A 12,391-nucleotide genomic window follows, 5' to 3' on the forward strand; every position below is an offset into this window, starting at 1 on the left:
GCGGCTGCGCCGCCGGGTCTACGAGGCCTTCGACTCGATGATCGCCGGATCGGAACCGGACGCCGCAGTGTATGCCTCGGTGAGCATGGCCAGCACCCGCGACTCGAAGACCGGTGCCTGGATGCTGCGGAAGAGGCCGAGCGCGCGGTGCAGATGCACCACCGCCTGGGGCGGTTTGCCGCAGGCCAGCGCCAACTCGCCGAGGCTGAACGCGATCCGCGCCTCGACCAGCTGTTCCCCGTTGCTGCTGGCCAGCGACTGGGCGCTGGCCAGCGCGGTGCCCGCCTCGGTGAAGTCGCCGCCGCGCAGGTGCGCCAGACCGAGACCGTGCAGCGCGTACGCCTCACCGATCGGATCGCCGAGGTCGTGCACCGCGGCCAGCGCCTCCCCGAACGCCGCCACCGCCTCGGCCGGCTCCCCGGCCTGCAGGTGCGCGTCGCCGAGACGGTGCAGCACCTGCGCCTCGATCCGCCGGCTGCCGGCCTGGCGGCTGAGCTCCAACGCCTGGGGCAGCATGTCCTTGGCGCTGGCGGCGTCCCCCCGCTCCAGCTCGACCTGCGCCAGGCTGTGCAGCACGTACGCCGCGGCGGCCAGGTCACCGCCGTTGCGCAGCACCGCCAGCGCCCGCTCGTAACGCCGGGCCGCCTCGGCCAGGTTGCCGTCCATCCGTTCCAGAAAGGCGATGTTGCGGCTGACCAGCGCCGCGCCCTGGGCGTCGGGCACGCTCTGGAACAACTCGGCGGCCTCGTCGAGGCTGCGGCGCGCGTCGGCGAACCGCTTCTCGACGATGGCCAGGGAGCCGATCGAATAGAGGATCACCGCCTGGCCGCGCCGGTCGTCGGCCTGCCGGACGGCGGCGAGCGCCACCTGGTGGGTGTCCCGCCAGTCGTTGAGATAGACCCGCGACTCGAAGAGCGTGACGGCGGTGACGGCGAGGTCCCAGCACAGCTCGACGGCGCCGATCTTCGCGGCCTGCCGCACCGCGGACACCAGCGACTGGCGCTCGCGCTCGAACCAGTTCAACGGCTCCCGGACCAGCCGGGCGGCGGTGCGCGGCGGCAGTTCCCACCGCGTCGCCTCGCCGTGCACCTGGAGGTTGTCGTTGCCGTGCAGTTGCCGGTGCGCCACCTCGGCGAGGAACAGCAGCGCGCCCAGCACCCGCTCCAGCGCCGCGTTGCGCTCGGCGACCGCCTCCTCGGCGGCCAGGCGCTCCCGGGCGAAGACTCTTATCAGTTCGTGGAAACGGTATTGGCTGTGCAGGCCGCTCTCGGCGCCGGTGATCTCCACGAGTTGGGCGTCGGCGAGGTCGTCGAGCAGGTCCTGCGCGTCGTCGAGTGACCGGTCGAGCAGCGCGGCGCCCATCCAGCCGGAGAAGACCGGGCAGTCCAGGACGGCCAGCAGCCGGAACAGCCGGCGGGCGTCCTCGCTGATGTTGTCGTAGGTCATCGAGATGCTGGCCCGGATGCCCATCGCACCGTGTTTGAGCTCGTCGAGGCGGCGCGACTCGTTCTCCAGGCGGCCGGCGAGCTGCTCCAGCGTCCAGTGCGGGCGGGCCGACAGCCGGGCGCCCGCGATCCGCAGCGCGAGCGGCAGCTGCCCGCACAGCTCGGCCAGGTCGGCGGCGGCCTCGGCCTCGGCGTGCACCCGGCAGTCGCCGGCGATGCGCGACAGCAGCTCGATGGAGTGCCGGGAGCCGAAGACGTCGATGTCCACGTGGGTGGCGCCGGGCAGGCCGCCGAGCCGGCTGCGGCTGGTGATGATGACGGCGGTCCGCGGGTTGCCGGGCAGCAACGGCAGGACCTGGCTCTCGCTGCCGACGTTGTCCAACACGACCAGGACCCGGCGGTCGGAGAGCAGGCCCCGGTACATTTCGGCGCGCTCCTCCAGCCCGTCCGGCAGGACGCCGCCGGGCACGCCGAGGGTGCGCAGGAACCGCTCCAGGATCTGCATCGGGCTGACCAGGCGCGAGGCCCGGCCGTGCAGGTCGGCGAAGAGCTGCCCGTCCGGATATCTCGCGGCCAGCCGGTGCGAGACGTGCACCCCCAGGGTGGTCTTCCCGATGCCCGGCTTTCCCGCGATGACGACGACCGGCACCGCGAGGTGCCGCGGATTCTCCACCGACAGCGCCAGCCGCGCCTCGATGTCGTTGACCTGCTGCGCCCGGCCGGTGAAGTCGGCGATGTCGGTGGGCAGCATGCACGGGGTCGCCACGGTCAGCGCGGGCGCCGTCGGCGGATCGTCCTCGGGAGCGAGGATCGGGAAGACGGGGGCGTCGGTGACCGGCGACGGGCCGGCGACCTCGATCGGCACGACGACCGGCACGGTGTTGTCGGCGGGCGGCTCCGCGACCACGAGCACCGGCGGCCCGTCCGCGTCGGGGTGGACGACCAGGCCCGCCTCCGAGGTGTGGATCGACCGCTCCAACCGCCGCAACCACTCGCTCGGCTCCAGGCCCAGCTCGTCGATCAGGGTCTGCCGGGCCAGGCGGTAGGAGTCGAGCGCCTCCGCCTGCCGCCCGGAGCGGTAGAGCGCCAGCATGAGCTGCCCCCGCAGGCGCTCGCGCAACGGATGGGCCAGCACCAGGCCGGTGAGCTCGGCGACGACGTCCCGGTGCCGGCCCAGGTCCAGTTCCAGCTCGATGCAGTCCTCGATGACGGTCAACCGGTGCTCGGCGAACCGGTCGGCGGCCGAGCGCAGCACCTGGCTGTCGATGCCTTCCAGGGCCGCGCCGCGCCAGAGCCGCAGCGCCTCCCGGTAGCGGGTGACCGCCTCGTCGCGGTGGCCCGCGCCGGTCGCCTGGCGGGCCTCGGCGAGCAGGCGCTCGTATCTATCAAGATCAATGTGACTGCCGGTCGGGTCGAGCACGTAACCCTGGTTGCGGGTGATGATGGTGTCGGCCCGGCCGGAGGACGCGAGCAGACGGCGCAGCGCGGAGACGCAGATCTGCACCTGGACGCGGGCGCTGTTCGGCAGTTGCTCCCCGTAGATCGCGGTCATCAGGCGGCCCACCGGGACCACGCGCCCCGCTTCCAGCACCAGGCTGGCCAGCACGATCTGCTGGCGGTGGCCGCCGAGGTCGAGGGGACGGCCGTCGACCAGCACCTCGAGCGGGCCGAGCACGCGGTAGTCCACGTGCGCCCCCTACGCCCCGAGGAGTGCGGGGCAGGCCACGGCGCGGACGTCCGTCACCTTTCGTTCACCCCGCGATCGCCCGCCGGTGGAGTCGTAGACCATTAAACGGTTCCACCACTTCGTCCACATTGTTCTAGCCCCCAGGTGTCTCCACCGAGACTACGAAAGCATTCCTGCCCGTGCCAGCCGGCCCGACGATCGCCACCCTTCGGGCCGCCACAAATGGCCGTTCTCCCGATAGTCGCACCGATCGATGTCTTTGATGCGTCGATTCGGCCCGACTCTTTCGTCCACTCCCTCCACTTTGCTGCGACGGAAGGGATTTTTGCCCATTCGTGGATTTGCCGGGTGGGCGGTCAGACGAGCAGGCAGAGCGTCGCGCCGGCCGTGAGGGTCTGGCCGATCGCGACCGCCAGACCGGTCACGACACCCGCCTTGTGGGCGTGCAACGGCTGCTCCATCTTCATCGCCTCGACGACCGCGACGAGGTCACCCGTGGCCACCGTGTCACCCTCCGTGACCGCCAGCTTCACCACGGTGCCCTGCATCGGGCTGGTCAACGTGTCCCCGTCGGCCCCGGTCGGCTGGCTCCGGCCGCCGCCGGCCCGCCGACGCGGTCGGACGGCCGGCGCGGCGGCGCCGGCCGGCGCGGGTGCCGCCGCGAGACCGGCGAAGCCGGCGGGCAGCGTGACCCGGTGCCGCCGGCCGTCGATCTCGACGACCAGGCTCGGGCGCTCCGGCGCGGGCCCACCCGTCCCGCCGCCGACGAACGGCGGTACGTCGTCGCGCCACTCGGACTCGATCCAGCGGGTGTGCACCCGGAACGGCTCGTCGGTGAACGCGGGATCGCGGACCACCGCGCGGTGGAACGGCAGCACCGTCGCCAACCCGTCCACCGCCACCTCGTCCAGCACCCGACGGGCACGTTCGAGCGCCTCGGCCCGGGTCTCACCGGTGACGATCACCTTGGCCAGCAGCGAGTCGAAGTTCCCGCCGACGACGCTGCCCGACTCGACACCGGCGTCCACCCGCACGCCCGGCCCGTCCGGCCACGTCACCGCCGAGACCACGCCCGGCGCCGGCAGGAAGCCGCGGCCCGGGTCCTCACCGTTGATTCGGAACTCGATCGCGTGGCCGTGCGCCGGCGGGTCGGCGTCGAACCGCAACCGCTCACCGTCGGCGATCCGGAACTGCTCGCGGACCAGATCGATGCCGCTGGTCTCCTCGCTGACCGGGTGCTCCACCTGGAGCCGGGTGTTCACCTCCAGGAACGAGATCGTGCCGTCGGTTCCGACCAGGTATTCCACGGTGCCGGCGCCGTGATAGCCGGCGGCCCGGCAGATCGCCTTGGCCGAGGAGTGGATCCGGTCGCGCTGGGCGGCGGTCAGGAACGGCGCCGGCGCCTCCTCGACCAGCTTCTGGTGCCGGCGCTGCAGCGAGCAGTCGCGGGTGCCGACCACGACGACGGCGCCGTGCTGATCCGCCAGCACCTGCGCCTCCACGTGACGCGGACGGTCCAGGTAGCGTTCGGCGAAGCACTCCCCCCGGCCGAACGCCGCGACCGCCTCCCGGGTCGCCGACTCGAACAGCTCCGGGATCTCGGCCACGGTCCGGGCGACCTTCAACCCGCGCCCGCCGCCGCCGAAGGCGGCCTTGATGGCGACCGGCAGGCCGACGCGCTCCGCGAACGCCACGATCTCGGCCGCGTCCCGCGCCGGCTCGGCGGTTCCCGGCACCAGCGGAGCGCCCACCCGCTGCGCGATGTGCCGTGCGGACACCTTGTCGCCGAGCACCCGGATCGCCGACGGCGACGGACCGATCCAGGTCAGGCCGGCGTCGACGACCGCCTGGGCGAAGTCGGCGTTCTCCGACAGGAAGCCGTACCCGGGGTGGACCGCGTCCGCGCCCGACCTCGCCGCGACGGCGAGCAGCTTGTCGACCCGCAGGTACGAGTCGGCCGCGGTGTCGCCGTCGAGCGCGTACGCCTCGTCGGCCAGCCGGACGTGCCGGGCGTCGCGGTCGCTGTCGGCGTAGACGGCGACGCTGCGCAGGCCCGCGTCGCGGCAGGCGCGGACGACCCGCATCGCTATCTCGCCGCGATTGGCGATGAGGACCTTGTGCACGTGGGTCAGCTCCTTCCACCCGGCCCTCAGGGCAGCCGGGCCACCAGCGAGGCATGGGTCAGACCGGCGCCGAACCCGGACAGGAGCGCCAGGCCGCCGGGCGGCACCCGGCCGGCGCTGATCAGCGCCTCCATGGCGAGCGGGATCGACGCGGCGGAGGTGTTGCCGGAGTGCGCCACGTCGCGCGAGACCACCACGCTCGCGGGCAGGCCCAGCGAACCGGCGATCCGGTCGATGATCCGCACGTTGGCCTGGTGCGGCACGAAGGCCGCCAGGTCGTCGACGGTCAGGCCGGCGGCCCGCACCGCCTCGCCGGCGACCGGCGCCACCTCGGAGATCGCCCACCGGAAGACCTCCGGCCCGGCCATCCGCATCACCGGCCAGAAGCCCGGATCGTCGCGCGTCCCGGCCCACGAACCCTCGTGCCCGATGACACCGCTACGGGCGCCGTCCGCGCCCCAGACCACCTGGTGGATGTCGCGGGCGGCGGACGACTCGACGACCACCGCGCCGGCGCCGTCGGCGAACAGGAACGCGGTCGACCGGTCCTTCGGGTCGATGATGTCGGTCATCCGCTCCGAGCCGACGACCAGCACCCGGCCGGCCGAACCGCTGCGGACGAGCCCGTCGGCCACCGCCAGCGCCGAGCAGAACCCGGCGCACGCCGCGCCGAGGTCGAAGGCGGTCGCCCGACGCGCGCCGAGCAGGTGCGCCACCTGCGGGCCGGCGGCCGGCGACTGGTAGAGGTAGGACATCGTCGCAACGATGACGACGTCGATGCTCTCCGCGGCGACGCCGGCGTGACGCAGGGCGCCGTCGGCGGCCTGCGCCGCCATGCTGACCACGGTCTCCTGCGGGCCGGCGAACCGGCGGCTGACGATGCCCGAACGTTGCCGGATCCACTCGTCGGTCGAGTCGATCGGACCGCAGATCTCGTCGTTGTGGACGACCCGGGCCGGGCGGTAGGCGCCCACGCCGCGGATCCGGCTGCCGGTCACGAGTCGGAGCCGATCCGGGCCAGTGTGCCGTCGAGGTAGGCGGCCCGGCAGGCTCGCCGCTGCACCTTGCCGCTCGTGGTCCGGGGCAGCGTGCCGCGCCGGATCAGCACGACCTCGGCGACCGGGATGCCGTGGCGCGACTCCACCGTCGTCCGGACCGCCTCGGTGAGCGGCCCGGCCGGGGTGTCCCGCAGGACCCGGCCGTTCACCTCCACCACCAGCACCAGGTCGTCGGTGGAGTCGCCGTCGACGGCGAAGGCGGCCGAGCACGACGGTTGCAACCCGGGGGCGCAGCTCTCGGTGGTCTGCTCCAGGTCCTGCGGATAGTAGTTGCGGCCGAACCGGATGATGACGTCCTTGAGCCGCCCGGCGACGAACAGCTCACCGTCGCAGACGAAGCCGAGGTCCCCCGTGCGCAGGTAGCGCAGGGCCGGGTCGCCGTCGGCGAGCGTCGCCTCGAACGTCGCCGCGGTCTCGGCCGGGCGCTGCCAGTAGCCCTGGGCCACGCAGGGACCGGACAGCCAGATCTCGCCGATGGTCTCGTCCGGGCAGCGGGTGCGGCCGGCCGGGTCGACGATCGTCACCTCGGTCAGCCCGTCGGCCGGCCCGCAGCTCACCACCGCTGTCGCGTCCGGGTCGGCCGGGTCGACGCCCACGACCTTCCGGTCGGCCAGGGCCGCGGCGGAGAGCCACCGCGCCCGGGGTGGGTCGGTCGACCGGCTGCCCGAGACCTTCAACGTGTTCTCGGCCAGGCCGTATCCGGGGCTGATCGAACGCCGCTGGAGCCCGTACGGCGCGAACGCCGCGGCGAACCGCTCCACCGTGTCCCACCGCACCGGCTCCGACCCGCTGATCGTCGCCCGCAGGCAGGACAGGTCGAGGTCGCTCGGGGCGCCGGCAGCCGCCCGCGCGCACAGCTCGTAGGCCAGGTTCGGCGCGGCGGTGTGCGTGCCGCGCAGCTCCGCGATCGCCTCCAGCCAGCCCAGCGGGCGGCGGACGAAGTCGTCCGGCGTCATCAGGTGCGCCGGCGCCCCGGACCACAGCGGCATCACGATGCCGAACAGCAGCCCCATGTCGTGGAACAGCGGGAGCCAGGAGACCACCCGGCCGCCGTCGGTCACCGGCCAGCGCCGGGCCAGGTCCTCGGCGTTCGCGCAGAAGTTCCGGTGGCTGACCACGACGCCCTTGGGCATGCCCGTCGAGCCGGAGGTGTACTGCAACATCGCCACGTCGTCGGGCACGACGATCCGCGGCGAGAAGGCCGACGCAATCTCGTCCGCGACGGTGTCGGTGCACAGCCAGGACAGCCCGGACAACTCCGGCGCATCCGGAAACTGCGTCAGGAGCTGCTCCCGGACGGCCGCCGTGGTGAGGATCGTGGTCGCCCCCGCGTCGTCCGCGACCGCGCGCACCCGCAGCAGGCCGCTGCGCCGGTTGGGCACCTTCACCGGGGCCGCGCGCACCCGGGCCAGTTGGGCGCCCAGCAGCGCCCGGGGGAACTCGAGACCGGACGGATAGAGCATCACCGCCGTACGCCCGCCGAGGTCCTCCTCGACCATGGCGGCCGCCCGGGCCCGCGCGGCGATCTCCAGATCGCCGTAGGTCAGCTCGTCGTCGCGCGGGCGGCCGGTGGGCCGGACCATCGAGTACGCCACCGTGTCCGGCGTCTCCGCCGCCCGCCTGGCCAGCATGGTGGTCAGGTCGGGCGACGTGGTCGTCGTGATCGTGTCGGTCATGCTGATTCCTCTTCCGCTGCGCGGTGGTGCCGGGTCAGGCGGTGCGCGAACCGGCCCGCACGCCGTCGAGCTGCGTCCGGATGATGGTGAGCACCGCGGCCTGGTGCCGGTTGAGGAAGAAGTGGCCGCCGGGAAAGGTGTGCAGGTCGAACGGCCCGGTGGTGTGGTCCTGCCAGGACCGCACCTCGTCGACCGTCGCCTTGCTGTCGCTCTCGCCGGTGAACGCCGTGATCGGCGCCGACAGCGGCGGGCCGGGCAGGTAGCGGTACGTCTCGGCGGCGGTGTAGTCGGCGCGGATGGCCGGCAGGATCATCCGCAGCACCTCGTCGTCGCCGAGCAGCCCGCCCTCGGTGCCGCTGAGCCGGCGTACGTCGGCGATGAGTCCGCTGTCGTCGAGCTGGTGCACCCGCTCGTCCCGGATCCGCGACGGCGCCCGCCGGCCGGAGGCGAACACCCACGCCGGCCTCACCCCGTCCTGCTGTTCCAGCAGGCGCGCCACCTCGAACGCGAGGCTCGCGCCCATGCTGTGCCCGAACAGCGCCAGCGGCCGGTCGGTCCGCGGGCGCAGCACCGCGTGCACCCGCCGGGCCAGCTCGGGCAGGTCCCGCACCAGCGGCTCGTGCCGGCGGTCCTGCCGGCCGGGGTACTGGATCGCCAGCACCTCGACGTCGGGCGCCAGGGCCCGCGACACCGGGAAGTAGTAGCTCGCCGAGCCACCGGCGTGCGGCAGGCACACGAGCTGCACACTGCCGGGCGCGGCCGGGTGGTACTCCCGGATCCACAGGCCCGCGTCGTCGTCGGTCATGCTGGTCGCCCCTCGTCTCGGCTGAGCTCCGTCGGGCGGAACCCTCGATGTGAGACGAGGATCCTCACGCGCCGACAGCGGACGCAAGAGATCCGGAAGGGCCCGCCCGCAGTCTCGGGTCAGTAGGGGGCGGCCTACGGGTTACCGCGCCGCACATCCGCCCCGAGCATGGACAGGCGTGGCGCATCCGTGCCTTGCCACCGCTTGGGAGTAGACATGATCGAGGTCAACGAACTGCGCAAGTCGTACCGGATCCGCTTCGGGCGGAAGACCATCGACGTCCCCGCCGTGCGTGGCGTCACCTTCGACGTCCAGAAAGGACAGGTGCTCGGCCTGCTCGGCTCCAACGGCGCGGGCAAGACCACGACCATCCGGATGCTCACCACCCTCATCCGGCCGGACAGCGGTCACGCCGTCATCGCCGACGCCGACCTCGCCACCGAGGCGGCCGAGGTGCGACGCCGCATCGGGTACGTGTCGCAGGGCGGGTGCACCGCGGACAACTCGACCGCCCGGGAGGAACTCGTCCTGCAGGCCCGCATGTTCGGCATCGGCAAGGCCGAGGCCCGCGAGCGGGCCGCGCGGGCACTGGACACCTTCAAGCTCACCGAGTACGCCGACCGGCGGTGCAAGACCTACTCGGGCGGCCAGCGACGTCGGGTGGACATCGCCATGGGCCTGATCAACGAGCCGAAGGTGCTGTTCCTGGACGAGCCGACGGCGGGCCTCGACCCGGCCGGCCGGGCCGACATCCGCGACGAGATCGAGCGTCTGCGCGCCGACGGCATGACCGTGCTCGTCACCACCCACTACCTCGAAGAGGCCGACGCCCTGTGCGACCGGGTGGCGATCGTCGAGAAGGGGCAGGTCGTCGCGGAGGGCACCCCGGACGAGCTGAAGCGTCAGGTCGCCGGCGACGTGGTCACGCTCGGCCTCAACGGCAGCACGCCGGACGCCGAGAAGGTCATGACCGCCGCCGCCTACGTGACCCGGCTCGAATCCACCGACGACGGCCTGCGCCTGTTCGTCGACTCCGGCAACCGCGTGCTGCCGAAGATCCTGCACGACCTCGACGACGCCGGCATCGTGCCCGACACGATCGAGGTGCACCGGCCCTCGCTCGACGACGTGTTCCTGGCCAAAGCCGGCCGCTCGCTCACCGCAGCCTGAAAGGGGGCCTGCCGCCATGAACGTCGCCCGCGGCACCTGGCTGGTGTTCCACCGCCAGATCAGCCAGATCATCCGCAGCCCGATCTGGATCTTCCTCAGCATCCTGGATCCGCTGGTCTACCTGTTCCTGTTCGCGCCGCTGCTCCAGCGGGCCCTGAACGCGCCGACGTCCGGGGCGGCGTACACCACGTTCGTGCCCGGGCTGCTGGTGCTGCTGGCCATCTTCGGCGGCATGTTCGCCGGCTTCAACATGCTCGTCGAGCTGCGCGCCGGCATGATCGAGCGGGCCCGGGTGACGCCGATGAGCACGGTGGCGCTCCTGCTCGGCCGGTCCCTCAAGGACGTCGCCAACCTGCTGTTCCAGGGCGGCATCGTGACGCTCACCGCGATGCTGTTCGGCCTGACGGTACGCCTGCCGGAACTGCTGCTCGGGTTCCTGCTGGTCGGCATGATCGCGCTCGGCATGTCGGCGCTGTCCAACGGGGCGGCGCTGAAGCTGAAGACCGAGGGCATCCTCAGCCCGCTGATCAACACGGTGGGGCACCCGCTGCTGATGCTCTCCGGCATCCTGCTGCCGCTGGCGCTGGCGCCGGTGTGGCTGCAGAACGTGGCCAACCTCAACGTGTTCTCGTGGGTCGTCCGGGGCATGCGCGAGCTGTTCGCCGGGCACCCCGAGGCGCCGGTGGTCTGGCAGAGCTTCGCCGTGCTGACGGTCCTGACCACGCTGTCGGTCTACTGGGCGTCGCGCCAGTTCGCCCGCAGCATCCGGTAGTCGACGGAGCCCGCGAAGAGGCCGCCACGCCGACGGGCGTGGCGGCCTCTTCGGCGTGGCCGGTGCTCAGAGCGGGATGTTGCCGTGCCGCTTCGCGGGCAGTTCGGCCCGCTTGTGCCGCAGCGCGCGCAGCGCGCGGGCCACCTCCAGGCGGGTCTGCGACGGGCGGATCACCCGGTCGACGTAGCCCCGCTCCGCGGCGATGTACGGCGAGTCGAACAACTGCCGGTACTCCTCGGTGTACTTGGCCAGCAGGCGCTCGCGGTCGGCGCCCTCGGCGCCGGTCAGCGCCTTGCGGTAGAGCATCAGCACCGCCCCGCCGGCGCCCATCACCGCGATCTTCGCGGTCGGCCAGGCGAGGTTGATGTCGGCGCCCAGGTGCTTCGACCCCATCACCGCGTACCCACCGCCGTACGCCTTGCCCACGACCACGGTCACCAGCGGAACGGTGGCCTCGGAGTACGCGTAGAGCAGCTTGGCGCCGTGCCGGATGATGCCCATCCGCTCCTGCTGGATGCCGGGCAGGTAGCCCGGCACGTCGACCAGGGTCAGGATCGGGATCCGGAACGCGTCGCACATCCGCACGAACCGGGCCGCCTTGTCCGACGCGTCCAGGTCGATCGCGCCGGCCAGGTGGCCGGGATGGTTGGCGACCACGCCGACCGAGCGCCCCTCGACCGAGGCGAGCGCGCAGATGATGTTCGGCGCGAACGACTCCTGGAACGGCAGCAGCGAATCCTCGTCGACGACCCGCTCGATCAGCTCGACCATGTCGTAGCCGCGGTTCGCCGTGTCCGGCATGATGCCGTCGAGGTGCCGGTCGCGTTCGGTGACCTCCGGCGCGCCGGTGTGCGCGAACACCGGCGGCTCCGCACGGTTGTTGCTGGGCAGGTAGCCGAGGAGGTCACGGACCCAGGCGATCGCGGCCGGCTCGTCGTCGGCCACGTGGTGCACGTTGCCGGCGACCTCGCTGTTGGTCTCCGCGCCGCCCAGCTCGTCGCGCGTGGTGCGCTCCCCCAGCACCGCGGCGACCACCTCCGGCCCGGTCACGAACATGTACGAGGTGTCGCGCACCATCACCGTGACGTCGGTCATCGCCGGCGAGTAGACCGCGCCGCCGGCGCACGGACCCATGATGAGCGAGATCTGCGGGATCACGCCGGAGGCGAGCACGTTGCGGCGCCCGATCTCGGCGTAGTGCGCCAGCGAGAGCACCCCCTCCTGGATCCGGGCGCCGCCGGAGTCGTTGATGCCGACGACCGGGCAGCCGATCTTCATGGCCAGGTCCATCAGCTTCATGACCTTGCCGCCGCACGCCTCGCCCATGCTGCCGCCCAGGATCGTGAAGTCCTGGGAGAACGCGCAGACCTGCCGGCCGTCGACGGTCCCGTAACCGGTGATCACCCCGTCCCCGTCCGGCCGGTCGTCGGTCATGCCGTAGTCGGTGCACCGGTGCCGGACGAACTCGTCGAGTTCCACGAACGAACCGCTGTCGAAGAGCAGGTCGAGCCGCTCGCGCGCGGTGAGCTTGCCCTTCTCGTGCTGCTTGTGCCGGGCCCGCTCCTCGGCCGTCTCCACCACCTGCCGGTGCCGCGCGTCCAGGGCGGCGAGGCGCTCGGCGGTCGTCGGTTCCGCGGCTGTCTGCTCAGGCATCA

Annotated in this window: 8 protein-coding genes; 2 read left to right on the forward strand and 6 right to left on the reverse strand. The window is 72.6% G+C overall.

Going from position 1 to position 12,391, the window contains the following annotated elements; genetic code table 11:
* Positions 1-18: 18 nt before the first annotated feature.
* The 5 genes from AB0H28_RS24955 to AB0H28_RS24975 all read right to left on the reverse strand — a co-directional run bounded on the left by AB0H28_RS24955 (position 19) and on the right by AB0H28_RS24975 (position 8,794).
* Positions 19-3,132 carry a BTAD domain-containing putative transcriptional regulator gene (locus AB0H28_RS24955; protein WP_358044750.1) on the reverse strand — a complete coding sequence of 1,038 codons (3,114 nt, stop codon included), beginning with the start codon at positions 3,130-3,132 and terminating at the stop codon, positions 19-21.
* A 356-nt stretch (positions 3,133-3,488) separates the two neighbouring features.
* Entirely contained in the window at positions 3,489-5,255 is a 1,767-nt protein-coding gene (locus AB0H28_RS24960; protein WP_358044752.1) for a biotin carboxylase N-terminal domain-containing protein, read from the reverse strand.
* A gap of 26 nt (positions 5,256-5,281) precedes the next feature.
* Positions 5,282-6,253: a beta-ketoacyl-ACP synthase III gene (locus tag AB0H28_RS24965; protein WP_358044754.1), complete on the reverse strand. Its 972-nt coding sequence runs from the start codon at positions 6,251-6,253 to the stop codon at positions 5,282-5,284.
* Positions 6,250-7,989, reverse strand: coding sequence for a fatty acyl-AMP ligase (locus AB0H28_RS24970; protein WP_358044757.1), 1,740 nt, complete (start codon positions 7,987-7,989; stop codon positions 6,250-6,252). The genes AB0H28_RS24965 and AB0H28_RS24970 overlap by 4 nt, the downstream gene beginning before the upstream one ends.
* 34 nt (positions 7,990-8,023) lie before the next feature.
* Positions 8,024-8,794 carry an alpha/beta fold hydrolase gene (locus AB0H28_RS24975; RefSeq protein ID WP_358044760.1) on the reverse strand — a complete coding sequence of 257 codons (771 nt, stop codon included), beginning with the start codon at positions 8,792-8,794 and terminating at the stop codon, positions 8,024-8,026.
* Positions 8,795-9,010: 216 nt separating this feature from the next.
* Here AB0H28_RS24975 and AB0H28_RS24980 point away from each other — a divergent pair, with 216 nt between their 5' ends.
* Positions 9,011-9,964, forward strand: a complete 954-nt coding sequence (locus tag AB0H28_RS24980) for an ATP-binding cassette domain-containing protein (protein WP_358044763.1) — start codon at positions 9,011-9,013, stop codon at positions 9,962-9,964.
* 16 nt (positions 9,965-9,980) lie between these two features.
* A complete protein-coding gene (locus tag AB0H28_RS24985; RefSeq protein ID WP_358044765.1) occupies positions 9,981-10,736 on the forward strand; it encodes an ABC transporter permease in 756 nt (251 codons plus the stop codon).
* Between the two features lie 66 nt (positions 10,737-10,802).
* Here the strand turns inward: AB0H28_RS24985 and AB0H28_RS24990 are convergent, their stop codons facing one another.
* Positions 10,803-12,389, reverse strand: coding sequence for an acyl-CoA carboxylase subunit beta (locus AB0H28_RS24990; RefSeq protein ID WP_358044768.1), 1,587 nt, complete (start codon positions 12,387-12,389; stop codon positions 10,803-10,805).
* Between the last annotated feature and the right edge of the window lie 2 nt (positions 12,390-12,391).

This window comes from Micromonospora sp. NPDC050980 (assembly GCF_040653835.1).
Lineage (GTDB): Bacteria > Actinomycetota > Actinomycetes > Mycobacteriales > Micromonosporaceae > Micromonospora.